The following is a 24,113-nucleotide window of genomic DNA, read 5'->3' as shown; positions in this document are numbered from 1 at the left end:
CCGGGTGCCGCACCACCCGCACTACCCGCACTACCCGCACCACCTGCGGCACCCGGGCCCACGGGCCCGTCCCCACCACCGGGAGCACCACAGTGAGCACACCCACCCACGATCCCCATTCCGGGGATCGCCCTGACCGAGGACCGGGCACGTCGAACCCGGGCACCGACCCCACGAACCCCAGTCCCGCCTCGGCGAGGGGATCCGCGGCAACCGCCGACGCGGACCCCGCCAACCCGGCGAACCCCGCCACCGCCGATATGGACGAACCACCGGCCGGCGGATCGTTCACCCGCTACTTCCTGCGCAAGCTCGGCGGGGCCGCGACCTCGATGGTCCTCGTCATCGTGCTCGGTTTCTTCGCGTTCCGGATGCTGCCCGGCGATCCCGTGCTCAAGATCGCGAAGGAACGACCGATGTCGCCGGCGCAGATCGCCGAACTGCGCAGCCAGTACGGACTCGACAAACCCGTCATCGTCCAGTTCTGGGACTACCTCGTCGGCATCGTCACCGGCGACCTCGGCGAGTCCTACGTGTACCGGAAGTCCGTGTCCGCGCTCATCGGCGAATACCTCGGCCCGACCCTGCTGCTCACCGCCACCGCGGCCGTCATCGCCATCGTCCTGGGCCTGTGGCTCGGGCAGATCTCGGCCTGGCGACGCAATTCCCTGTTCGACAAGCTCGCGTCCTCGACCTCGCTGATCTTCTGGTCCGTGCCCACGTTCTGGCTCGGCCTCATCCTGCTCATGATCTTCGGCGGCACCCTCCAATGGCTGCCCACCGGCGGCATGATCACCCCGGGGCTCGACCCCTGGTCACCGGCCGGAATCATCGACGTCATCAAACACCTCATCCTCCCCGTCATCTCGCTCGTCGCCGTCGTCTATGCGCAGTTCCTCATGATCATGCGCGCCTCTCTGCTTGAGGAGATGAACGAGGACTACCTCACGACCGCCCGCGCGAAAGGCCTCACCGAGGATGAGGTCCGCCGCCGTCACGCCGTGCCCAACGCGCTGCTGCCGACCGTCACCGTCGTCTTCCTCCACATCGGCGGGCTCATCGCCGGCGCCGTCACCGTCGAAGCCGTGTTCTCGTGGCCGGGACTGGGCAAACTCACCTTCGAGGCCATCCGCGGCCCCGACCTGCCGCTGCTGCAGGGCACCTTCGTCGTATTCTCGGCGATCATCATCGTGATGAACCTCGCCGCCGACATCGTCTACCGATTCCTCGATCCCCGCGTCAGGAGGGCCTGATGAGCGCGAACACCCCCGCCGAGGCGGCCCCCGGCCCCTCATCGAACGAACCGAATCCGCGTGGTTCGGAAACCCGGGGATCCACACCCGCAATCGACGGCGCGAAGCTCGTGCGCGAACGCCGGCTGAACAACGCGAAGAAGAACTGGGCGCTCTTCCGCTCCGACGTCCCGGCGCTCATCGGTGCCGTCGTGCTCCTCTTCTTCATCGTCATCGCGATCGCCGCACCGCTCATCGCCCCGGCCTCGATGCTCGATGTCACGAAGCAGCTCGACGTGCCGCGCTATGCCCCGCCGAGCCTCGACCACCCCTTGGGCACCGATGACCTGGGACGCGAGCTGTGGGTGCGCATCCTCTGGGGAGCGCGCGTGTCGATCCTCGTCGGCGTGGCCGCGACCGTCATGTCGATGATCATCGGCACCATCATGGGACTGGCCGCAGGTCACTTCACGGGACTGTTCGGCGGCATCATCATGCGCATCGTCGACTTCTTCATCGTCCTGCCGTCCCTGCTTCTCGCGATCGTGCTCTCCTCCGTGCTCGAGCGCGGTGTCTTCACGATCGTCGTCGCCATCGGACTGACCTCATGGGCGTCCACGGCACGGATCGTGCGCTCGCAGACTTTGAGCGTCGAATCTCGGCTCTACATCGAAAGGGCGCGCATCCTCGGTGCCGGTCATTCCCATATTCTGTTCCGTCACCTGCTTCCGGCGGTGATGCCGCTCGTGCTCGCGAACACGACGCTGACCGTCGGTGGGGCGATCATCGCCGAATCGACGCTGTCGTTCCTCGGCCTCGGGGACACGTCGAAGGAATCGTGGGGCACGATCCTGAAGAACTCGATGGACGTGTCCGCGGCGACCTCCGGCTACTGGTGGTACGTGCTCACCCCGGGTGTGGCGATCCTGCTCGTCGTGCTCGCCTTCACGATGGTCGGGCGCGCTTTCGAAGCCATCATCAACCCCGCCCTGAGGAGCCGCTGATGACCGACCTTCAATTCGAGAACGTCTCGATCACCTACCGCTCCTCATCAGACCGCGGCGACGTCGTCGCCGTGCAGGACGTCAGCCTCGACCTGCCCGCCGGTGCCACTCTGGGCATTGCGGGGGAGTCCGGGTCGGGGAAATCGACCCTGATCATGTCGGCTCTGCGCCTGCTGCCGAAGTCGGTTCGCCTCGAGGGGCGGGTCCTGCTCGGCGGGCAGGACATCCGGGAGCTGAGCTTCGGCCAGATCCGCGCGGTCCGGTGGGCGCAGGCCTCGATCGTCTTCCAAGGAGCTCTGCACTCTCTCAATCCCGTCCGCGAGGTCGGGAGCCAGATCATCGAAGCTCTCGAACATCACTCGAAGGGCACGTGGACGACCCCGCAGAAGCGCCGCGACCGGATGTTCGAACTCCTCGCCGAGGTCAACCTCGAGGCATCGAAGTCGAGCGCGTATCCGCACGAGCTCTCCGGCGGGCAGAAACAGCGCATCATGATCGCCATGGCGCTCGCCTGCGAACCCGATATCATCATCGCCGACGAGCCGACGACGGCTCTCGACGTCATCGTGCAGAAGCAGATCCTGTCCGGCCTGGCCCGCCTCGTCGCCGAACGCGGGATCTCGCTGCTGATGATCAGCCACGACCTCGCCGTGCTCTCCGCCGTGTGCGCGAATCTCGCGATCATGCGCCACGGCCGCCTCGTCGAATACGGACCCAGCGACGAAGTGTGCCTGTCCCCGCAGGAGGACTACACGAAGCAGCTGGCCGGAGCGTTTCCGCAGATCGGGGACCCCGAATCCCGGCTGAATCCTCGAACGCTCAAACCCGCCGAGGTGGTCCGGGCCGAACCGTTCAACATGACGGATGAGGTGGTGCTCGAGGCGAAGGATCTCAGTGTCTCCTTCGACACCCGGCGGGGTCGTGAACGGGCGGTGCGCGGAGTGGATCTGCAGCTGCGGAAGGCGGAGATCCTCGCCGTCGTCGGCCAGTCCGGTTCGGGGAAGACGACTCTGGCGCGGTCGCTGCTCGGTCTGCAGGAGGTGGAGGCGGGTTCCCAGCTGTCATTCGCGGGCAAGGCTCTGCCGAAGAAGGCGAAGGAGCTGCGAGCATTCCGGCGGAAGGTGCAGATGATTCTGCAGGATCCGGCCGGATCGCTCAATCCCAAACGCAGCGTGTACGAGGCCGTTGTCGAGGGCCTGAAGGTGCAGGGGATCAGGGACCGGGAGTACGAGAGGGTCATCGGCGCGCTCGAAGCCGCCGAGCTCACCCCCGCCGAGGACTATCTCGAGTCGACTCCGCAGGAGCTCTCCGGCGGACAGCGGCAGCGCGTCGTCATCGCCGGCGCACTGGCGCTCGACCCGAAGGTGCTCATCGCCGATGAGCCGGTGGCGTCGCTGGATGCCTCGGTGCGCGGGGAGATCCTGTCGCTGTTCCTCGCACTGAAGAAGAACCTCGGAATGAGTGCGCTCATCATCACCCACGACCTCGGGCTGGCCTGGAACATCGCGGATACGGTGGCCGTGATGAAGAGAGGCGAGATCGTCGAATACGGTGAGGTCGACAGGGTGCTGTCCGATCCGCAGCACGAGTACACGCAGGAGCTGCTCGCCGCGGTTCCCCGACTGGGAAGCCAGAGTCTGGTGAGGAATGAGTAAGCCGAGCCCCTATCTCGATTCTGCGCCGCTGGCGCCCGGTGACACCGTTCGCCTCATCGCGCCGTCCGGGCCCACCGACGAGGATTCGCTGCAGCGAGCCATCGCCCAGCTCGAAACATGGGGGCTGCGCGTTGTGACCGGTGAGCACATCCGCGCCCGCCACCCGAGGGTGAAGTACCTCGCCGGCACGGATGCCGAGCGCCGGTCCGACCTCGTCGACGCGTGGTGCGATCCGGACACGGATGCGGTGATCGCGCTGCGTGGCGGCTTCGGAGCCATGCGCCTGCTCGACGGCATCGACTTCGACCTCATGCGTCGGCACATGCTGCGCCGCGACGGCCGTCCCAAGCTGCTCACCGGCTCCTCGGACATCACCGCACTCCACCAGGCCTGGGACCACCAACTCGGTGTCGCGACCCTGTTCTGCCCGATGGTCGGCAACGACCCGTTCAAGAACTCGACGGTCGTCCCCGACGAGGTAGCCTCGTGGCTGGTTCATCCCTGGGGCGGCCGCGAACTCGGCTTCCCCGCAGAGGACGCAGCGGGGGCTGCCGCTGAGGCTGCGGCGGGGGCTGCCGCTGACGCTGCGGCGGGGGCTGCCGCTGACGCCTCGGCGGACGAAAATAGGTCACCATCGGATACTTTCGGCGCCGAAAAGTATCCGAAAGCGACCTCTTCTCTGTCGGAGGCTGTCGAACCGTCGCTTAAGCGGTCGAAATGGTCGCAGGAAACCGTCGGGGACGTGACCATTTCGACCACTCAAGATCGTGCGGCGGAGCAGACCGCTGCGACCCGCCCGCTCAGCCGGGCGCAGACGTTGGTTCCGGGGTCGGCGAAGGGCCGCCTCGGCGGGGGAAATCTCAGTCTCATCGCCGCTGGGATGGGCAGTCCCGAGCTCATCGACGTGCGGGAACGACGTGACCGTCGGGGTCCGAGCATTCTCATGCTCGAAGACGTCGACGAGGAGCTGTACCGGCTCGACAATCTCATGGTGCAGCTGATCCGCGGCGGGTGGTTCACATCGGCGGATGCGGTGGTGCTCGGCTCGTGGGAGGACTGCGCGCCCGTCCACGAGGTGGAGGCGCTGATGATCGACTACCTCGGCGGTTTGGGAATACCGATCGTGTCGGAGATGGGCTTCGGCCACGATCCCGATGCGCCGAGTGCCCCACTCGGCGTCGACGTCACGCTCGAGGCGAAGCCCGGGGAACGGCCGCGGCTGTGGGTCGATCGCGCGGATGGGCAGGCATGACGGGGCAGACCAGGTGTCGGTGGCCCGACTCGACGGGGCAGACCCAACGGGGTTCTCACTGCTTCGTGAGGAATCAGACATGAACGAAACGAGACTGACAGGAGCACGCTGATGAGCGAACTGAGATTCGATGGACTGCCCGGAGTGCGCTTCAGCGCTCTGGCCTTCGACGTCGACAGCGGGGAACGGGTGTTCTCCCACAACCAGAACGACGAACTCGACACGGCCAGCATGGGCAAGGTCTTCCTGCTCCACACTGCCTTGCAGATGTATAAGGACGGCACGCTTGACCTGGAAGAACGCCTGCATCGGCGGCCTTCGGAGAGGGTCGACGAGTCGGGGATCTGGTACCTCATGGAGCAAGACGACCTGAGCATCTTCGACGTGGCCCTGCTCATCGGGGCGTTCAGCGACAACTTCGCCACGAACGTGCTCATCCGCCGAGTCGGGCTGGAGAAAGTTGCGGATCAGGTGGAGAAGCTCGGGTACCGGAACTCGGGTCTGCACGACTTTCTGCGCTGGCCGCGCCCGGCCAAGGCACCGCGGACTCTGTCGACGGGCACGGCCGCGGAGCTCAGTGATTTCATGGCCAGGCATGCCAAGGACGAGTTCTGGGACGAGTCGACGAACGAAGTCTTCCGGCGCTGGTTGGGAGCCGGCGCGGACACCTCGATGGTCGCCTCGGCGTTCGATCTGGACCCGCTCGCCCACTACAACTACCAGCGTGATGTGTGGGTGTGGAACAAGACCGGCACGAACGGGACGATCCGGGCCGATGCCGGGATCGTGATGACGCCTACGCGTCGCGTCGCCTATGCGGTGTTCGCGAACTGGGAACCGGGCACCGACCGCGTCGTCGACGTCATGCCGATCATGCGGCAGGCCGGCGACGCGATCCACCGGTTCCTCTGAGCGTCCACTGAGTTCGTCTGCCGCCGATGGGAACTCGCCTTTCGCCGGACGAATGTCCCCGGCGGCAGTCGTCGCCTGTCGGGCGACTCGCGGCCGCTCTGGGAGCGCCCTGGCTGCTTTCGTACCGGTCTCGGCGCGGAGAGCCGTGGGGTAGTCTGGTGGGCGATGTCCGATACGATCTACCTCACAGGCGAAGCGAAGGCTCCGTCGAACAACCCGATCACCAACCAGTTCGGTCTGTTCTACGTGGCGTTCGAGATCCAGCCGGACACCCACCGAATCCTCGATGTGGACTGCACGGCGACGTTGGCTCTGACTCGGAACTTCATTCGGAGCCTGTTCGTCGATGCCGACATCACGGACCCTGGTCGACTGATAGAGCGCATCCAGCGCCGCTACCACGGATCCTCGCAGAAGGCGCTGATCACAGCAGTGAACAACGCCGCGAAGAAGTACCGCGAGGTCACCGCTTAGGCAGCGCCTTCGACCACCCCGATTGCCCGGGCCCTCACCGGACCGGATCCGATCGACAACTGCACATTGCTCCATCCCGGAGGGCATGCCCCGCACCGGGATGGACGGATTCAATGAGGAAGTGTCGTTAGTGATCACGGACGGTTTTCTATTCATCAGCCTGCTTCTGGCGATCTCCGCAGCGCTCGTCGTCGCGGACCGGAGCGGGCGCTTCAAACTCTTCAAATATGTGCCCGGCTTCGTCATCCTCTACATCGTGGCGGCGCTGCTCAACACCTTCGGCGTCTTCGACCACGACGGCGGAGACATCACCGCGGTCGGTGACACCCTGCGCGAGGTGATGCTGCCCGCGATGATCCTGCTCATGCTGTTCAAGTGCGATATCCGGCAGATCATCAAGCTCGGCCCCAAACTGCTGCTCACCTTCGCGGTGACCGCGGCGAGCATCATCATCGGCTTCGTCATCAGCTACCTCATCCTGCATTCCAGCCTCGACCCGGAAGCGTGGAAGGCTCTCGGCGCTCTCAACGCGTCCTGGACGGGTGGTTCGGCGAACATGGTCGCGGTGCAGGAGGTCCTCCAGGCGCCGGAGAACGTGTTCGGCTACGTCCTCATCGTCGACACAGTGCTCTACTCCTTCTGGCTGCTGCTCATCTTCTCCTCTGTCACAGTCTCCGACAAGTTCGACAAGTGGACGAAGGCCGATATGTCGAAGCTCGACTTCACCGACAGGGTCTCTGCCGAGGAGGAGAAGCCGATGACGCTGTCATCGATCTTCGGACTCATCGGATTCGCACTGTTGGCCTCGGCCCTGGCGATCCGCCTCGGCGAACTGCTGCCCGAGGTCGGAGCAGTCATCGACGGCACCGCGTGGACGATCCTCATCGTCAGCGTCCTCGGGCTCGCCATCGGATCGACTCGGTTCGGCAAGACCGCAGGATCCAATGAGCTCGCGACGATCCTGCTCTACCTCATCATCGGCATCATCGCCTCGGGCTCGGACTTCACTTCCCTGGCCGAAGCGCCGCTCTACCTGGTGGCGGGCATCATCGTCCTCGTCGTCCACATCGCCATCATGCTCATCTACGCCAAGCTCACGCGCACCGAGCTCTTCAGCATCGCCGTGGCCAGCACCGCGAACATCGGCGGAATCGCCTCGGCGCCGGTCGTCGCGGGAGCCTTCAACCGACAGCTCGTCCCCGTCGGTGTGCTGTTCGCGCTGATGGGCACGTTCCTCGGCACGTTCCTCGGCCTGTGGTCGGCCCAGATCCTGTCCGGGCTGGCATGATGAACGAACCGAACCCACCTCGCTGAGGCGGCCGACCCCCCCCATCGTGGGCGTGCCGCTCCATGCACGCACCGTGTATGCCTGATCGGGTCTGTCCGTCCCGACGGCCCCGGCAGTTCGCACGTGCCCGCCGCGGCAGCTCGCATCCGCACGCCTCGGCGGCCTGCATCCGTCCACCCCTGCACCGACCCAATCCGCCCGACCGGAAGGACCCAACCATGATCGCACCCAACACAGCCTCCGCAGCCGGACCCGACACCGAATCCGCACCCGCCGTCGACGTCTTCGACGGACACAACGACCTCGCCTGGTACCTGCGCGAGGAACGCGACTACAGCGTAGAGGGGCTCAACGATCCAGCCGTCTCGCCGTTCACCACGATGGATCAGCTGGCTGCCGGACACGTGGCCGCGCAGTACTGGTCCGTCTACGTCCATTCCTCGATCACCGGCGCCGATGCGATCAAGGCCACATGGGAGCAGATCGACGCGGTCCAGCGTGTCGTCACTGCCTACCCCGAACGACTCGCCTTCGCCCGCACCGCCGCCGACCTCCGTGCCGCTCGCGCCGCCGGAAAGGTCGCCTCCCTCATGGGCGTCGAAGGCGGTCAGCAGATCGACGAGTCCCTGGCCGTGCTGCGGTCATACGCCCGCGCCGGCGCCCGCTACATGACTCTGACCTGGTCGACCACTCATTCCTGGGCCGACTCGGCCACCGACGAACCGGTCCACGGCGGCTTGAGCGCCTTCGGCCGTGAGGTCGTTGCGGAGATGAATAGGATCGGCATGATCCTCGATCTCTCCCACGTTGCGCCCACCGTCATGCACCAGTCGCTTGACCAGAGCACCTTGCCGGTGCTCTTCACCCACTCCTGCGCGTACGGTCTCAACCCGCACCCACGCAACATCCCGGACGACGTCCTGGACCGCGTGCCCGACAACGGGGGAGTGGCGATGATGACGTTCGTACCGTCATTCGTCTCGAACGCCCGCCGCGAATGGGTCGACGCCGGAGAACAGGGAACCGCCCCCGAGGTGACCGTGGACCAGGTCGCCGACCACTGCGATTACGTACGCGAACGGATCGGCATCGACCACATCGGACTGGGCGGCGACATCTGCGGAGTCGATGAGCTGCCGACCGGACTCGGCGACGCCGGCCAGTACCCGAACCTGTTCGCCGAGCTCGCCTCGCGCGGATGGTCGCAGACCGACTTGCGCAAGATCGGCTTCGACAATGCGATGCGCGTCCTCGACGCGCACGAGAACGCGTACACCGCGTTCCTCGGCTCGGCGGTCGACGCACCGTCCGCGGCCAACGGCACGGCCGCCTCGGCGACGGGGGACGGCGGCACCGGCAACGCCGGGCCTGCAGGCAATGGTTCGTCCTCCTCGGCGGGGGCGGAATCATGACTCGGCTGCTCGTCATCGTCAATGACATCGAATCCCAGCCGGGGCTGCTGACACGGTGGATGATCAGCGAGAACGTCGAATTCGACCTGCGCATCGGCGGGGTCTCACCCCTGCCGGCGCCGCAGGATCTCGATGCCTATGACGGACTCATCATGCTCGGCGGCGGGTACATGCCCGATGAGACCGATCGTGCCCCGTGGTTGGCCGATGAGGCCGAACTCGTCCGCCGTGCCCTGGCCACGGACCTGCCGCAGTTCGGGATCTGCCTCGGCGGGCAGCTCATCGCCCACGTCATCGGGGGCGATGTGCGGGCTCGGACCGGGGCACCGGAGAAGGGATATACGCGGATCGACACCACCGTAGAGGCGGCCGCGGACCCGGTGTTCTCCGCGATCCGACCGCGGACGACGTTCGTCGAAAGCCACGTCGACCGCATCGTCGCCCTCCCCGAGGAGGCGACCCTGCTGGCCACGAGCGAGGCCTGCGAATTCCAGGCGTTCCGAGTCGGCCGGGCATGGGGGACGCAGTTCCATCCGGAGTCGACGCGGGCGAACATCGAGCGCTGGGATGCGGAGAAACTGCAGACTTTGGGGTTCGATAAAGATACCCTGTTGGAAGAAGCGATGGAGCTCGGGCCGGAGAGCGAACGTGATTCGAAGGCCCTGTTCTCGGCGTTTCTCACGGTGGTTCGGAACTGAAGCTTGTGTGTCAGGCTCGTGTCTGAGGCATACTAGGCGAGGCTCTGACCACAGTCAGGGTTGCCAGGTATGCGGCACAGCCGCCGCATTGGACACGGAGGAATCGTGAGCGACAAAGAACCCACGACGACAATCGACCCCGGTGACGGACACCAGGCCGAGACCCTCAAGCGGGTCATGGGGCCGAAGCTGCTGCTTCTGTTCATCGTCGGTGACATCCTCGGAACCGGCGTCTATGCTCTGACGGGCAAGGTGGCCGGGCAGGTCGGCGGTGCCGGTTGGGCACCGGTGATCCTCGCCTTCCTCATCGCGCTGGTCACCGCATTCTCCTATATGGAACTCGTGACGAAGTATCCGCAGGCCGCGGGTGCAGCGCTGTATACGCACAAGGCCTTCGGAATCCACTTCGTGACGTTCCTCGTCGCCTTCGCCGTCCTCAGCTCCGGAATCACCTCGGCATCGACGGCGTCGAATGTCTTCGCGGCGAACCTCGTGGCCGGCTTCGGCTGGGACGTCGCCGGCACAGGGGTGATGTGGATCGCGCTGGCGTTCCTCACCCTCATCGCGCTCATCAACCTCCGCGGAGTCGGCGAGAGCGTCTGGTTCAACGTCGTCCTCACGCTCATCGAACTGAGCGGTCTGCTGCTGGTCATCGTCGTCGGCTTCTTCGCTCTCGGTTCGGGCGATGCCGACTTCTCGCGCGTGATGATCTTCGAGACGGAGGGCGACAAGAGCGTCTTCCTCGCGGTCACCGGTGCCACTGCGCTCGCTTTCTTCTCCATGGTCGGTTTCGAAGATTCGGTCAATATGGTCGAGGAGACGAAGGATCCGCGGATCTTCCCGAAGATCATGCTCTCTGGTCTGACGATCACTGGCATCATCTACGTCCTCGTCTCGCTGGTCACCGTCGCAGCAGTGCCCATCGGCGTGCTCACCGAGAGCGAGACGCCGCTGCTCGAGGTGGTCCGCGAGGGTGCTCCGGGCCTGCCGATCGATACGATCTTTCCGTTCATGACGATGTTCGCCGTTGCGAACTCGGCCCTGATCAACATGCTCATGGCCAGTCGTCTGCTCTACGGTATGGCCAAGCAGAACGTGCTCCCGCCGGTGTTCGCCAAGGTCTTGGCCGGCCGCCGCTCGCCGTGGGTGTCGATCATCTTCACGACGCTGATCGCCTTCGCGCTCATCTTCTTCGTGACCACGATCCTGCCCGAGACGGTGACCGCATCCCTGGGCGGCACCACCTCGCTGCTGCTGTTGGCAGTGTTCGCCGTCGTCAACGTCGCCGTGCTCATCCTGCGCAAGGACAAGTCCGGCAATGCCGAACACTTCAAGGCACCGACGATTCTGCCGTGGATCGGCGTCATCACCTGCGTGTTCCTCGTCGGCCCGTGGGCCCGCCTCGATGAGCTCATCCAGTATCAGATCGCAGCGGCGCTCGTCGGCATCGGCGTCGTTCTGTGGGCCGTGACCTGGTTCTGGAACCGTTCGACGAAGGGCACGAGCACCCGATTCCGCAATCCCGAAGAGCTGTCGTGAGCTCATCCCCTCGCCGAGGCGGCGCGGCCTGGGCCGCCCGCCGACCCATGTCTGTATCGCTCGATATGCTGGGACGGTGGGTTCCCGACCTGCGCGCTCGGATCTGTACAGCTCAATCCAACGAAGGTGAAAAATGACAGTACTCGTCGGTTACGTCAACAATCCCGCCGGACACGCTGCTCTCGATGCCGGCATCGCGCAGGCGAAGAAGGACGGCAAGGAGCTCGTCGTCGTCAATGCGTCACGGTCGGCGCAGCGCAGCGACTCCTACCGCCTCGGCGAAGGGGAACTCAAATCGGTCAACAACTACCTGACCAGAGCGGAAGTCGAGTTTCGTGTGCTGACCTTGGGCAGCGAGTACGACCCGGCCGAACAGATCCTCGACACCGCCAACGAGGTGGGAGCCGAACTGATCGTGCTCGGAACCCGGAAGCGCACCCCGGTCGGAAAATTCCTGCTCGGGTCGACCATCCAGAAGGTCATCCTCGACGCCGAAGCCCCGGTGCTGTGCGTGAAAGCCGCGCACTGAGGGATTGACCGCGGCGGCGGGTCCACGCTGTGCACGCGTGATGTCTGCGTGACCTGCGGAAGCGGGCCGTGCCGCAATAGCGTGCACGTCTCAGCCGAGCCGCTCCATGATGAGATCGGCGTTGACATGGGCGCCGGCCATCACCCCGCTGGCGGTGCTGGCCACGACCATCGCTGAGACATCTGCGCTGTTTCCGACCGCCCAGACGCCGGGCACACCGGTCTGTCCGGCCATCTGCGTCGGAATATAGGTGCCCATCCCGCTCGGGTGAGCGACGACCTCGCCCCCGAGCTGGGCGAACAGGTCGGCATTCGCTCGACCATACGCACCGACGGTGAGCGCATCGAAGGTACGAGATTCCGCTCCGTCCGCGGATTCGTCGGCCGCCAGGGAAACGACGGTGTCGGACTCGGTGCCGGCCACATCGGTGACGGTGGAATTGATGAACTCGATGCCGAGCGTATCGAGCATTGCCGTCTGTTCGGAATCAGGGGCGGGAGCGTTGTGCCGGATGAAGCTGACGTGGTCGCTGAGCTGGGAGAACAGCATCGCCTGGTGGTATGACATGGCCGTTGTGCCGATGACCCCGATGCGCTGTCCGCGCACCTCGAAGCCGTGGCAGTAGGGGCAGTGCAGGACCGTGTCGCCCCAGCCTTCCGCGAGGCCCGGGATGTCCGGAAGTTCGTCGCTCAGCCCTGTGGCGATGATGATGCGGCGGGCTCTGACATCGACCCCCGCCGAGGTGGTCAGTTCGAACCGATAATGCAGGGCCTCCTCGGCGGGGTGGTGTTCCGAGTCGACTGTGCGTGCTTGCTGCACAGTCGCATCGATGAAGGCAACGCCGTATTGCTCGGCCTCGGCGCGGCCTTTCGCGACGAGATCCTGAGGTCTGATGCCCTCGTGGCCGAGGACGTTGTGCGCGTGTGCGCTCGAGGAATTGCGCAGCTGGCCGGAGTCGATGACGACGACGGATCGCAGCGACCTGGCCAGGGCGATCGATGCGGCGAGGCCGCCTGCGCCACCGCCGATGACAGCGACATCGTAAGAGCTTTGCGCGGATTCGGCCGACGAGTCGGGGGCAGTTGGCTGGGAGTTTACGGGTGCAGTTTGGGCGGTCATGATTCTCCTGTAGACGGGTGAGCGGGTCGGCATGATGTGGTGCCGTGGTGGCGCGCCGGTGCTGGATCGGCCGGAATCGCGGCGCTGGTGAGAGCGGCGGTCGTGGTCGATGCGTTCAGAACTCGGCGGCAGTGAATTCAGAACGCGGCGCCAGCCGTGCTCCGATTTCGGTGACTGTTCGAGTGTGCTCCCGATATGCGCGCAAGCGCAAATGTGTTTGCAGAAATAGCAAATCCTGAAATGATGGGGGGCATGGAAGAGCCAAGAGAGTCAGGGGAGCGTGCCGCCCGTGCGACGAGTCGGATGTCGGAGATCCGCTCCGATGGGTCTGCCCCGGTTGAGGCGCAGGAGGCCATCCGGCAGTCCTTGGCCGGTGTCGGCGCTCGCCTGCGAGGGCTGCGGCAGGAGCAGGGGCGCACCCTCGACGAGGTGGCTGAGCTTGCCGGAATGTCGACGAGCACACTGTCGCGACTGGAATCCGGGAAGCGCAAGCCGAGTTTGGAGCTGCTGCTGCCGCTGGCCGGAGTCTATGGGCTCCCGCTCGATGAACTTGTGGGGACTCCTCCGATCGGGGATCCGCGCATACATATCTCACCGCGGAAGTTCCACGATCAGACGATTCTGCCGCTCAGCCGCGGAGCGATCGGAGTGCAGGCCTTCAAGCACATCGTCGACGGTCGGCAGACACCGAAGCTCGGTGCGCTGAAGACTCACCCAGGATTCGAATGGGTATATGTGATCCGCGGTCGACTGACCCTCATCCTCGGCGATCGGACGATGGTCCTCAGCGCCGGAGAGGCTGCGGAGTTCGATACGCGCACTCCACATTGGTTCGGGGGAGCCGATGACGGCGGGGTCGAGTATCTCAGCCTGTTCGGACCCGAAGGGCAGCGCGTTCATATGAAGAGCTGACTGGAGCTGCAGGCCCGCGTATTCGCTCGTGGATGCGACGGGGCGTCGCAGGCGCTCGCGTCGGTGGCGAGAAGTAGTCTTGCCCCGCTTCGCTGACACCGTAGGTGCGAGCCCCTCTTCTGGCCGTCGCCGGCGATCGTTGTCAAACACAGCACTCCGAGTGAAATCTCCACTCGACCAGCACAAATAGTACAAAATAGTAATTCAGGGAGAATATCTCAAATAAATAGCACAGAACTATCGACTCTGTTCGATTCAGGGATTAGAATAGAGCCAAGCCGAAGACATCAACGATGATGAACGGATAAAGCGAAGATGGCTCTCATCCCCGACCGAAGGTACGACGAGCACAACGACTGCGAAGCAGAAAAGGCTTCGCAGGCACCACCCCCTCAAGGTTCACTGCCCAGTGACCTCCCTCCAACTGCAGCCGGCACTTCTGTCAGGTCTGCCGACAGTGACGCCTCCAGGTCGACTTACCGGGAGCTGCTCGCTGAGGCCGGATTCGATCTGACCGGTCATCCCCTCGCCGACAGATTCGACGGGATCGCCGACAACCTGACCGACGGCGAAGCGGTCGCCGACCAGGCTGGTGACGGACAGAATGACGTCGTCGAGGACAGCAGCGATGCAGTCGTCGACGGCGTCGTAACTGCGGAAGGCGGCGGTCAAGCAACTGCTATCGAGTCTGACGCAGCGGCGCCTGCTCTTCCGAGCGGCGATATCTACGCCGGGCAGGGGCCCTGGTTGAGCAGGACGACGATGCCGGAGAGCGAGGCAGAGGTCCAAGCATGCATCAAAGAGATCGAAGCGCGCCAAAGCGCGTGGATGACTTCAAAGCGCGAAGAACGTGAGGCACAGAAAGCTGCGGAGCGTGAGGAATTCCTGAAGAAGAACCCGCAGGCCCGCGCAGAGGACGAAGCGCTCGCGCGCGAAAGAGCGGAGTGGAACGCCCACGTTGAGCGGTACGAAGCGAAGAGGCGAGAGCAGGAAGAAGCCGAACGTATCGCTGAGGCAGAACGCGCGGAGCGACACAAGGCACTCGCCGAACGGTATGACTCCGAAGCTGACGCGCATCCCCTGCTCGACGAGTTTCGCTGGTCAGACTTGAAGCACGCAGCCCCAGAAGTCACAGAAAGCATCTGCGCGCTGCAGGGCCTGCTCGACGGGCTCCACGACTTCACCCGCCCAATGGGGCCCGATGATGCGGTGACTCTTCTCGACGGTCTTGAGACCTTGGACCGTCTGACAGAGTCCCTGTCGGTCGTGACCCTCTCCGTGTTCGAACGTGTCGGCACGCCCCGCGACTACGGGGCGAAGACGACGAAGGCGCTGGTCCAACATCGGCTCAACCTGTCTGCACAAGAGGCCTACCGCCGCACTCAGCTCGCTGAGTGCCTGGGAAGGCAGACCAGCATCAGCGGGGAATCGATCGAGGCTCAGTTTCCGATTCTCGCAGCGGCTCTTCGTGAAGGAGTGCTCTCGGCAAACCAGGCGTCGACGATCTCCAAATGCTTGAAGAACCTGCCTGTGAACGTATCGGAGGACGACAAGATCACGGCTGAAAGTCTGCTTGTCGAAAAGGCTCAGGCGGTTCGCGTCTGCGATATCCATGCACTCTTCGAAGAGATCCTGGGCTGGATCGATCCCGACGGCCAGGAACCGAAGGAAGCAGCAGACCGGGACAGCTTCGCAGTCAACCTGCGCCAGGCGAAGGACGGAACGTGGACCCTCAAGGGTCGCCTCGACGAGGAGACCGGTGGGATCCTCAATGGCTTGCTGGTTTCGCGCATCAAAACCGATTCTCCGTCGGACGAGGACAACTGCGCGAACGCGGCGGGAATCGATGCCGCTCCCGCGGATGGCGAACGCCCAATCGACGGAGCGAGCGCCACCGACGATACCCGTTCTGCCGACGACGCCCGCTCCGCAGCCGAAAGCGGAGGTGACAGTGTGAGCGACCTCGACCAGGAAGTCGTCGACGCCTATACGGAGGTTCTGCGCGGCGACCGCTCGGACTGTCTCGACCCCTCGCTCGACTTCACCCCGCCGCAGGTCGGCGCGAATGGTGAGATCCCGCAGGGGGCCGGGGTGAGGCAGGACGGCTCACTGGTGACGATGGCCGCTGAGCAGCCGAGTGTCCGGCGTCGCATCTACGAGCGCTTCTCCAGCGTCATCGGCAGCATCGAAATGAACCGCATCAAGGCCGGAGCGGCCTACGCACTGGTCGTCACAGCCAAGGCAGAAGACCTGGCGAACCAGACCGGCAAGGCCGTCACTGGAGCCGAAGCGCCGTTCCCGATCGATTCCGCTGCACTGGAAGGACTGAACGGATCGGTCTTCTTCCACCTCATGGGCGAGAGAGCGAAATCGTTGGCACTGGCGACAGAACGACGGTTGGCCACAGAGAAACAGCTGGCAATTCTCGCCAGCCGTGACCAGGGATGCACTTTCCCCGGATGCGACACTCCTCCCGGCTGGTGCGAAGCGCACCATATCGTCCCATGGGCGCAGAACGGCAAGACCGACGTCAACAATCTCACTTTGGCCTGTTCAGCGCACCACCACCTGCTTGATCACACCGATTGGGACTGCAGAATGCTCATCGACGGCCGGCCCGCGTGGGTGCCACCGGCGACCATCGACCCAGCACAAGAACCGGTGCTCCACGCTCGGTTCATTGCGCGGGAAATCGGAGAGACTCTCTTCGGCTGACAAGCACCTGAGTTCGGCCGACAAACACCCCGGCAGTATGACTTCTATTCGCAGGAAACGTGGCCGAGACCGATGGTGCGGTTCATCATCGGCATGAACCGCGAAGAACGGAATGTTCTTCTCACATGCACTGTTGCCTCGTTATGAAGCTTTCGATCCTCGACCTCGTTCCTGTCCGTACAGGACAGACGACAACAGACTCCTTCGCCGCCTCAAAGCAGATCATCGACACGGCTGACAAGCTCGGATTCACCCGCTATTGGGTCGCCGAGCACCACAACATGCCCTCGATCGCATCGACGATGCCTGGGCCCGAACTCATGCACCTCGGCCAGGGAACACAGCAGATCCGCCTCGGTTCCGGTGGCGTCATGCTTCCCAACCATGCCCCGCTGGCGGTCGCAGAGCTGTTCGCTCTGCTCTCCGCTGTCTACGGCGATCGCATCGATCTGGGAATCGGTCGCGCACCGGGAACGGACCCGATCACCTCGGCGGCAATGCGCGGCCACCTCGGAGAGGGGCGGATGGTCGACCGCGAAGGTCGGGCAATCGATCCCGTCGAGCAGTTCCCCCAGCACGTGATCGACACTCTCAGCCTCATGCGGCCCGAGGGGATGCGAGTTCCGCTTCACGGTGGACGCGAACATGTGCTCAAGGCGACTCCCGAGGCAGTCCCGGGAACGCAGCCTCTGCCGTGGCTGCTCGGTTCATCCGGTTACTCGGCCAGGCTGGCAGCTGAACTCGGCATGCCCTATGTCTTCGCCAACCACTTCGCATCCGGTGCCACCACCGGAATGAAGATCTACCGCGACAATTTCACGCCTGGCGCCTATGGTGACCAACCACAGACCTTTGTCACGGCCAACGTCGTCGCCGCACCCACCGAGGAAGAAGCGCGGCTGCGCTCGGAGCCCTTCATGCTGCAGATGGCCAGAATGCGCACCGGCGGACCGATGGAGAAGCTGCACCTGGCCGGCGACGACGTGCGGTCGGTGATGACCGACCAAGAGCGTATGGTCGGCGAAGAGCTCTCCGACAACTGGATTATCGGCGACACGAAATCCGTGTCCTCTCAGCTCGAGGAACTCGCTGAGCGCTTCCAGGTCGACGAGATCATGATCCAACCGATCGCCGGCGCCATGGAAGGCGAAGAGGTACGCGAAGACCCGGGACGGACTCAGACGATCGACCTGCTTGCCGCGGAATTCTTCGGCTCTGCCGGTACTTCCGGCGTCGCTGATGCAGGCACTGATATGTGACACCTGACGGAAGACTGTCCCCGGAGCCGGTCGGGGCCGATATCGGCCATCGGCACCGGGCCGAAGTCTCAGGTCAGCATCGATTCGGGCAAGCGGACTTCAATCCACGACCAGTCCGCGTTATCCTGTCACAGTGTCATGAAAGCTGACGGTCGTGTGACAGCCAGTAGAATCGACACCGTGCAGAACCTCGTCTACGGCGAGACCGCTCCTTGCGGAGAGGTCGAAACGGAGGCGAATTCTGTACGCCGAATGCGCTCGCGCACCTTCGGAGACTTCCCCCACGCGGGCCCCGGCCTGCAGACCGAAAGAGAAATGATGCGTACCAAAATTGCTGTTTCGGCAGCACTTGGGGTCGGACTGGTTTTCGGCGCCGGTGCTCCCGCACTGTCGAGTAATCTGTCGTCGACCGACGCCGCAGAAACGTCCGGCATCTCCGCTGATGTCGTGCCCGGCCAAGAACTCGAACGAATCACCGACGGCAAGATCGAAAAGGGCGAGACCGCCTACGTCGATGTCACGGTCGCGACGCTGTGGACCGACCCGAAGGCCCCTCGCAAAGTCGACAAGCCTGCACTCCAGCACCCCGTCGACCTCAAGAAGTGGAACAAGAACCTCGGATCCACCGATGTGCGCCGAGGCCTGACTGGAAAAACCGAGACCCAGGCAACCTACGGTTCGGAAGTCTCCGTCCTCGAAACCAAGGGCAGCTGGGCCAAGGTCGCCGTGACCGACCAGAAGACCCCGAAGAACAAGAAGGGCTACCCGGGCTGGCTGCCCAAGAAGCAGCTGGTCGAAAACGACCGCTTCGGAAAGCTCGCCGAAGAACAGCCCCGTGCAGTGGTCACGAAGCCCAAGAGCAAACTCGAAGGCATCGAATTCACCAAGGACACCGGTGCCGACGTCAGCTTCAACGTCGACCTGCCGCTCATCGCCCAGGACGTCGACGATGTCCGCGTCGCCCTCCCCGGGGGTGGAGCCGCCTGGATCGACATCGACGACGTGGATGTCTACGATGTCGGCGACAAACCCGAAAAGCCCAGCGGCAAAGACCTCGTGAAGACCGCCAAGCAGTTCGAGGGCCTGCGCTACCTGTGGGCCGGAGTCTCCGCCTACGGATTCGACTGCTCCGGATTCACCTACTCCATCTACAAAGCCCACGGCATCGATCTGCCTCGCGACTCGGGAGACCAGGCAAAGGCGGGTAAGGCGGTCTCTTCGTCAAACCTCAAGCCAGGCGACCTGCTGTTCTTCTCGACCAGTTCGGGAACGGTCCACCACGTCGGAATGTACGTCGGCGACGGTAAGATGATCCACTCGCCGAACGCGTCGAAGGACGTCTACGTCACCGACTGGAAGAAGTGGGACACCGGAAACGAATTCTCCGGAGCTCGCCGTATCCTCTGATCTGGGCCGCGTCCTCTGCTCTGGATCGAGTCAGATGGTCCCGGCACCAACCAGGATCTGACCACGTCAGTCGAGTGACCTGCCGACACGCTGATGGCCGGTGCCCTGAGGAGGGCACCGGCCATCAGTGATTTCAGAGTGTCATCGCCAGGGGAGCTTCGCCAGGTTTGCTGAGCATGGCGATTGCCGAGAGGCCTGGCCACGGGAGGGGCACCCGCCGCGGCGGCGATGGACCGTCGTCCCGATTTCATCGAAACTCGCGCACCGATGCGGGGCCGGTCGCTGTTCCCGAGACGACCGCCGGTCAGTGCCGCGAGCTCTGAGTGGATTTCAGGAAGATGGCACGGGCCAGATCATCCCGACGTTCGATGACCAGTCGGCGCAGAGCCGCAGGTGCATCGTCGTTGGCTGCCAACCATGCGTCGGTCTTCTCGACCACAGCCTCCTCGTCGACGGACCACCGGGGATAGAGGCCGAGCACCAGGCGGCGAGCGATCTCAATCGAATTGTCCGTCCAGAACCCGAGCAGACCATCGAAGTACTCATCGACATACTCCTCGATGAGCGGCATCGCGCTCGGCGCGATGAACCCGGCGATGATCGCCGACAGAACATCATTGCTCAGTGCTCCCGCCTCGCGGATCGCCTCCCAGGCACGGATCTTGACGATCGGCAGAGGCAATGCGGCACTGGCCGTCTCGGCGTGAAGTCGACCCGAAGAGCTGGGATCCGAATGATTCTCCCGCGCGATATCCGTCTGATCCGCCCACCCGAGGCAGACGAGCGCCGTCAGCGCATTCCACCGCAGCGCATGATCATTGATGAGACCCCGGAACGGCAGCGTCGCAGTCGAATGTTCGGCGCCTCGACCCGTGCGGACACCACCGGAAGCTTCGGCCGACTGACTCACCGAATCGGCCCGATCGGCAGAACCAGCCTGCCCAGCCGATCCTGCTTGCCCAGCCGAACCGGCCCGATCAGCCGAACCGGCCTGACCAGCCGAACCGGCTTGCCCGGGCGCTCCGGCATACATCCGGTCGATCTCCTCGCCGACTGGCACCGCTAGGATCTGGCTGGCGAACCCACGACCCATGGCCACCGCGGAGCTGCCGGCGGCACAGCGAGCCGTCCGCGACGTCAGCGCCAATACGAGATTGGCCAGATGCAGCTGAGCATCCGAACCCGCCTTCGCCGCAGCCAACGCATCCAACGCGGCTCCCAGAAGCCCCATGATTGCGGCATCGAAATTACGATCCGCCACCCACTGATCGATGCAGGTCAGAGCGGTCTGACTGAGCCCCGCCATGATCCCGGCATGACTCTCCTTGCCCAAGCTGCGGGCATAGGCGGTGAGGTACTTCTGCACCGGCATGAGCCCATCGCGCACCGCATTGTCCAACGCTGACCACACCAGGGCTCGTGACAGCGGATCCGTGATCCGCGACGCCGAGGTGACCGCCGCCTCCGTCGATTCCGGATCGAGGCGCACCCGCGCATAGTCCAGGTCGTTGTAGTTGAGCAGAGTGATCACGCCGGCACTGCGACCGATCAGCTGCTCGACGTCGGCCGACTCGGTCGAGAACTCGAAACGGAAGGAATCGAGGGGAACGATCTCCCGCCCCGACCGCCCGAGCGTGGCGATCTCGATCGTGTGCGGCCGCAGCAGGGCCGTGCCCTCGGCCGAATCGGACTGAGTGATCGTGGCACCCGTGACCTGTTCCGAACCGGACCGTCGCCGAGGCGGGTCCACCCTGCCGCTCGACCCGGAGCCTGCCTCGTGAGCGGCGCCGGCAGCCCCGTCGAAACCGTCGTCGACCGTATCCGGGCTGCGCAGCCTTGCGCCAGAGCTCGAAGCCACGAGCCTCCTGCGTCCCGAGCTCTGTGCTGCGACGTCGGAACCGGCCGAAGTTCGTTCGGCCCCGATTCCGGCCCCACCCTGCGAGAACGCGGCCGACCCGACCGTGGACCCTGCCGACCCGGCCGCAGACCCAGCCGAACCATCCGGGGACCCTGCCGACCCGACCGTGGACCTAGACGAACCGTCTGCCGTCGTGAGCTGCAGGGACAGCTCCGAGACTCCGGACGTCCCCAGCCACGCGGCCGCCCAGTTCGCGATGTCCCGGTCGGGAGCCGCCTCGGCGAGGCATTCGAGGAAATCAGCCAACTCTGTGTTGCCGTATTCGAACCGTCTGAAATACAGCCGCGAACCGGCGAAGAAAGCCTCCCGGCCGACGAACGCGACGAGCTGCTTGAGCACGGATGCGCCCTTGGCATAGGTGATGCCGTCGAAGTTGAGCTTCGCGGCCTCGACATCGGGGATGTCGGCGACGATCGGGTGCGTCGTCGGATACAGGTCCTGCGTGTACGCCCACGCCTTGCGGCGCAGCGCGAAGGTCACCCACCCATCGGTGAACCGCGTCGCCTCGGCCAGCGCGAGACCGCCCATGAAGTCGGCGAAGGACTCCTTGAGCCACAGGTCATCCCACCACTTCATCGTGACGAGATCGCCGAACCACATGTGCGCCATCTCGTGCAGGATGACGTTGGCGCGTGACTCGTAGTTCGCGTCCGTGACCTTGTCCCGGAAGATCAGATTGTCCGTGAACGTCACCAGGCCAGGGTTCTCCATAGCGCCGAGGTTGTACTCGGGAACGAAGATCTGATCGTACTTGCCCCATGGGTAGGGGTAGTCGAATTCGGAGGTGAAGAAGTCGAGGCCCGCCTTCGTGACACCGAAGATATCATCCGCGTCGAGGTGGTCGACGAGGCTCGCGCGCGTCCATGCGCCCAGCTGCACGGTTTGCCCGGTGCGCGGATCCGTCCACGAATCCGTCGCCCCCTCGTAGGGACCCGCGGTGATGCAGGTGATGTAGCTCGACTGCTTGAGTGTCGGTTCGAAGTAATGGGTGACCGCGGCCGCCGAGGCGGCCCCCGCCGAACCATCGGCCGGTTCCGTCCGTGCCTCGGCCCGGTTCGAGAGAACCTGGAAATGTGCGGGAGCGGTGACCGTGAAGATGAACTCGGCCTTGAGGTCGGGCTGGTCGAAATTCGCGAAGACGCGACGGGCGTCGGTGGGTTCGTACTGTGTATAGAGATAGGTCTTGCCGTCGGCCGGATCAGTGAACCGGTGCAGACCCTCGCCCGAGGTGGAATAGCGAGCCTGCGCCTCGATCGTCAGGGAATTGCGGCCGGCGCGGACGGGGAACGTGACTCGGGCACCGTCGAAGACCTCGGCGGGGGAGAGGCTCTCACCATTGATCAGAACGGAGCTCACGGAGTCGGCGATGAGGTCGATGAATGTCGAATCGACGAAGCGGGCGGAGAAGTCGACGACAGTGCGAGACAGGTACGTGTCGGCATCGGTTTCGGCGTTGCTGACGTCGATATGGACTGAGTAGGAATCGACCTCGAGCAGCTGTGTTCGACTCTGGGCTTCGCTTCGGGTGAGATTCGTTGTCATTCAATAGCCTCCTCGGCGGACAGACTTTAGCATGCCACATTTCCGGTATTCTGAGTACAGCACCAGCGAGCGGCAGAGGGGACTGATGGCGGACAATCGGGTCAGCGAACTGCCTCGGCGGGGGTTCAACGTCGTCGCCCACCGCCTGCGCTTGGGGCTCAAGCGGGTGTGGGTGAACTCCGGTCAGCTGATCCAGATCCCCATCGCCGCGACTGCCGCCTATGCTTTCTGCGTCTACGTGCTCGGCCACCCGTATCCGTTCCTCGCCGCGGTCGCCTCCGCCGTCGGCATCGGCCCCGTCGTCGACCGTCGCCTGCGCCGCGCTCTCGAGATCGGCATCGGAGCGACGTTCGGGGTGCTCGTGGGCGAGATACTCGTCAATTTCTACGGCTCCGGCATCTGGCAGCTTGCCCTGACCCTGATCATCGGCCTGACGATCGGCACGATCCTCAACTCCGGCGGCATCTTCATCACCCAGATCGCCGTCCAATCCGTCTACGTCGTCGTAGTCCCTGCCAGCGCCACCACCATGCCGTTCCCACGTACCCTCGACGCTCTCACCGGGTCCGTCTGCGCGATACTGTTGGCACTGCTGATCCCGCGCGACGCTCGAAAGGCTCCGCGTCGCCTTGCCGCGGACATGCTCGAGGAGGTCGACGCCGTCCTCAGGATGATGAAACGAGCCCTGCGCGAAGCCGATGTGACGATGGCTGGTCGAGCCCTCGAGCGCGCTCGCGAAACCCAGGACATCATCGATTCCTGGGGCTCATCCCTGCGGATCTCCCGTGAAGCCGCGAAGATCAATGCACGTGCCCGCCGACATGCGGCCGAAGTCACCCGCCTGTCCCGTGCCCACACATTCTCCGACCGCGCGATGCGGACCATGCGAGTCATCGCCCGCCGCGTCGTCGGCATCACCGAGCTCGGCGTCGCCAAACCCGTCATCGCCGACTATGTCGGATCCTTGGCCGACGGTGCGAAGAAGCTCGAGATCGCTCTGCGCCGCGGCACCGACCGTTCCCTCGCCGAGGCGGCCCTGTCCGAGGCGGCGGGTGCATTGGATCCGCGAGCGAAGCCCGATTGGGACATCCACGACGAGTCGATGGTCCTGCTCCTGCGAACTGTCGCCGTCGACCTGCTGCAGGCCGCGGGACTCACTCGTGAGGAAGCCCAGTCCCGGCTTCCACCGCTGGCCGTGAACGCCGATGAGGAAGACGGACCGGCCGTCGAATAACCGTCGAGGCGG

18 protein-coding genes are annotated in these 24,113 nt (G+C 64.5%); 16 read left to right on the top strand and 2 right to left on the bottom strand.

What is annotated here, in order from left to right; genetic code table 11:
- Positions 1-92: 92 nt before the first annotated feature.
- From D3I60_RS05190 to D3I60_RS05140, 11 genes are all read left to right on the top strand, one after another.
- The gene (locus D3I60_RS05190) at positions 93-1,253 is read left to right on the top strand and encodes an ABC transporter permease (RefSeq protein ID WP_262775079.1); all 1,161 of its coding nucleotides are present in this window, start codon (positions 93-95) and stop codon (positions 1,251-1,253) included.
- Complete coding sequence (locus D3I60_RS05185; protein WP_262775078.1) at positions 1,253-2,236, top strand: ABC transporter permease; 984 nt, start codon at positions 1,253-1,255, stop codon at positions 2,234-2,236. The genes D3I60_RS05190 and D3I60_RS05185 overlap by 1 nt, the downstream gene beginning before the upstream one ends.
- Positions 2,236-3,891 carry an ATP-binding cassette domain-containing protein gene (locus D3I60_RS05180; protein ID WP_262775077.1) on the top strand — a complete coding sequence of 552 codons (1,656 nt, stop codon included), beginning with the start codon at positions 2,236-2,238 and terminating at the stop codon, positions 3,889-3,891. Before D3I60_RS05185 ends, D3I60_RS05180 begins: the two co-directional genes overlap by 1 nt.
- Positions 3,884-5,143, top strand: a complete 1,260-nt coding sequence (locus D3I60_RS05175; RefSeq protein ID WP_262775076.1) for a S66 peptidase family protein — start codon at positions 3,884-3,886, stop codon at positions 5,141-5,143. The genes D3I60_RS05180 and D3I60_RS05175 overlap by 8 nt, the downstream gene beginning before the upstream one ends.
- Before the next feature lie 111 nt (positions 5,144-5,254).
- Positions 5,255-6,055 (top strand): serine hydrolase, encoded by an 801-nt coding sequence (locus D3I60_RS05170; protein ID WP_262775075.1) that lies wholly within the window; start codon positions 5,255-5,257, stop codon positions 6,053-6,055.
- Between the two features lie 165 nt (positions 6,056-6,220).
- Complete coding sequence (locus D3I60_RS05165; RefSeq protein ID WP_139468103.1) at positions 6,221-6,529, top strand: DUF3870 domain-containing protein; 309 nt, start codon at positions 6,221-6,223, stop codon at positions 6,527-6,529.
- Between the two features lie 130 nt (positions 6,530-6,659).
- On the top strand, positions 6,660-7,817 hold the full coding sequence (locus D3I60_RS05160) for a DUF819 family protein (RefSeq protein ID WP_262775118.1): 1,158 nt from the start codon (positions 6,660-6,662) through the stop codon (positions 7,815-7,817).
- A 218-nt stretch (positions 7,818-8,035) separates the two neighbouring features.
- Positions 8,036-9,229, top strand: coding sequence for a dipeptidase (locus tag D3I60_RS05155; protein WP_262775073.1), 1,194 nt, complete (start codon positions 8,036-8,038; stop codon positions 9,227-9,229).
- A complete protein-coding gene (locus D3I60_RS05150) occupies positions 9,226-9,927 on the top strand; it encodes a type 1 glutamine amidotransferase (protein ID WP_262775071.1) in 702 nt (233 codons plus the stop codon). The genes D3I60_RS05155 and D3I60_RS05150 overlap by 4 nt, the downstream gene beginning before the upstream one ends.
- A 105-nt stretch (positions 9,928-10,032) precedes the next feature.
- Positions 10,033-11,466 (top strand): APC family permease, encoded by a 1,434-nt coding sequence (locus tag D3I60_RS05145; protein ID WP_262775070.1) that lies wholly within the window; start codon positions 10,033-10,035, stop codon positions 11,464-11,466.
- A 133-nt stretch (positions 11,467-11,599) separates the two neighbouring features.
- Positions 11,600-11,995: a universal stress protein gene (locus D3I60_RS05140; RefSeq protein WP_262775069.1), complete on the top strand. Its 396-nt coding sequence runs from the start codon at positions 11,600-11,602 to the stop codon at positions 11,993-11,995.
- 90 nt (positions 11,996-12,085) lie between these two features.
- Here the strand turns inward: D3I60_RS05140 and D3I60_RS05135 are convergent, their stop codons facing one another.
- A complete protein-coding gene (locus tag D3I60_RS05135; protein ID WP_262775068.1) occupies positions 12,086-13,114 on the bottom strand; it encodes an NAD(P)/FAD-dependent oxidoreductase in 1,029 nt (342 codons plus the stop codon).
- Positions 13,115-13,366: 252 nt separating this feature from the next.
- On the opposite strand from D3I60_RS05135, the gene D3I60_RS05130 reads away from it, so the two are divergent.
- The 4 genes from D3I60_RS05130 (at position 13,367) to D3I60_RS05115 (ending at position 19,407) form a co-directional block, all read left to right on the top strand.
- The gene (locus D3I60_RS05130; protein ID WP_262775067.1) at positions 13,367-14,026 is read left to right on the top strand and encodes a helix-turn-helix domain-containing protein; all 660 of its coding nucleotides are present in this window, start codon (positions 13,367-13,369) and stop codon (positions 14,024-14,026) included.
- A 315-nt stretch (positions 14,027-14,341) separates the two neighbouring features.
- Complete coding sequence (locus D3I60_RS05125; protein ID WP_262775066.1) at positions 14,342-16,741, top strand: HNH endonuclease signature motif containing protein; 2,400 nt, start codon at positions 14,342-14,344, stop codon at positions 16,739-16,741.
- A 143-nt stretch (positions 16,742-16,884) separates the two neighbouring features.
- Positions 16,885-18,000, top strand: coding sequence for an LLM class flavin-dependent oxidoreductase (locus D3I60_RS05120; RefSeq protein WP_262775065.1), 1,116 nt, complete (start codon positions 16,885-16,887; stop codon positions 17,998-18,000).
- A 315-nt stretch (positions 18,001-18,315) separates the two neighbouring features.
- On the top strand, positions 18,316-19,407 hold the full coding sequence (locus D3I60_RS05115; RefSeq protein WP_262775064.1) for a C40 family peptidase: 1,092 nt from the start codon (positions 18,316-18,318) through the stop codon (positions 19,405-19,407).
- 304 nt (positions 19,408-19,711) lie between these two features.
- Here the strand turns inward: D3I60_RS05115 and pepN are convergent, their stop codons facing one another.
- Complete coding sequence (gene pepN / locus D3I60_RS05110) at positions 19,712-22,867, bottom strand: aminopeptidase N (protein ID WP_262775062.1); 3,156 nt, start codon at positions 22,865-22,867, stop codon at positions 19,712-19,714.
- Between the two features lie 85 nt (positions 22,868-22,952).
- Between pepN and D3I60_RS05105 the strand changes: the two genes are divergently transcribed.
- Positions 22,953-24,101 carry an FUSC family protein gene (locus D3I60_RS05105; RefSeq protein ID WP_139468111.1) on the top strand — a complete coding sequence of 383 codons (1,149 nt, stop codon included), beginning with the start codon at positions 22,953-22,955 and terminating at the stop codon, positions 24,099-24,101.
- Positions 24,102-24,113: the final 12 nt, after the last annotated feature.

The organism is Brevibacterium permense (genome assembly GCF_025506275.1).
GTDB lineage: Bacteria > Actinomycetota > Actinomycetes > Actinomycetales > Brevibacteriaceae > Brevibacterium > Brevibacterium permense_A.
Note: the sequence above shows the minus strand (reverse complement) of the source record. Positions and strands in the feature narration are given on the sequence as shown.

Coding starts and splice junctions, on each gene's coding strand:
- D3I60_RS05185 (WP_262775078.1), top strand. CDS start 1,253: ATGAGCGCGAACACCCCCGCCGAGGCGGCCCCCGGCCCCTCATCGAAC.
- D3I60_RS05180 (WP_262775077.1), top strand. CDS start 2,236: ATGACCGACCTTCAATTCGAGAACGTCTCGATCACCTACCGCTCCTCA.
- D3I60_RS05175 (WP_262775076.1), top strand. CDS start 3,884: ATGAGTAAGCCGAGCCCCTATCTCGATTCTGCGCCGCTGGCGCCCGGT.
- D3I60_RS05170 (WP_262775075.1), top strand. CDS start 5,255: ATGAGCGAACTGAGATTCGATGGACTGCCCGGAGTGCGCTTCAGCGCT.
- D3I60_RS05165 (WP_139468103.1), top strand. CDS start 6,221: ATGTCCGATACGATCTACCTCACAGGCGAAGCGAAGGCTCCGTCGAAC.
- D3I60_RS05155 (WP_262775073.1), top strand. CDS start 8,036: ATGATCGCACCCAACACAGCCTCCGCAGCCGGACCCGACACCGAATCC.
- D3I60_RS05150 (WP_262775071.1), top strand. CDS start 9,226: ATGACTCGGCTGCTCGTCATCGTCAATGACATCGAATCCCAGCCGGGG.
- D3I60_RS05140 (WP_262775069.1), top strand. CDS start 11,600: ATGACAGTACTCGTCGGTTACGTCAACAATCCCGCCGGACACGCTGCT.
- D3I60_RS05135 (WP_262775068.1), bottom strand. CDS start 13,114: ATGACCGCCCAAACTGCACCCGTAAACTCCCAGCCAACTGCCCCCGAC.
- D3I60_RS05130 (WP_262775067.1), top strand. CDS start 13,367: ATGGAAGAGCCAAGAGAGTCAGGGGAGCGTGCCGCCCGTGCGACGAGT.
- D3I60_RS05125 (WP_262775066.1), top strand. CDS start 14,342: ATGGCTCTCATCCCCGACCGAAGGTACGACGAGCACAACGACTGCGAA.
- D3I60_RS05120 (WP_262775065.1), top strand. CDS start 16,885: ATGAAGCTTTCGATCCTCGACCTCGTTCCTGTCCGTACAGGACAGACG.
- D3I60_RS05115 (WP_262775064.1), top strand. CDS start 18,316: ATGATGCGTACCAAAATTGCTGTTTCGGCAGCACTTGGGGTCGGACTG.
- pepN (WP_262775062.1), bottom strand. CDS start 22,867: ATGACAACGAATCTCACCCGAAGCGAAGCCCAGAGTCGAACACAGCTG.
- D3I60_RS05105 (WP_139468111.1), top strand. CDS start 22,953: ATGGCGGACAATCGGGTCAGCGAACTGCCTCGGCGGGGGTTCAACGTC.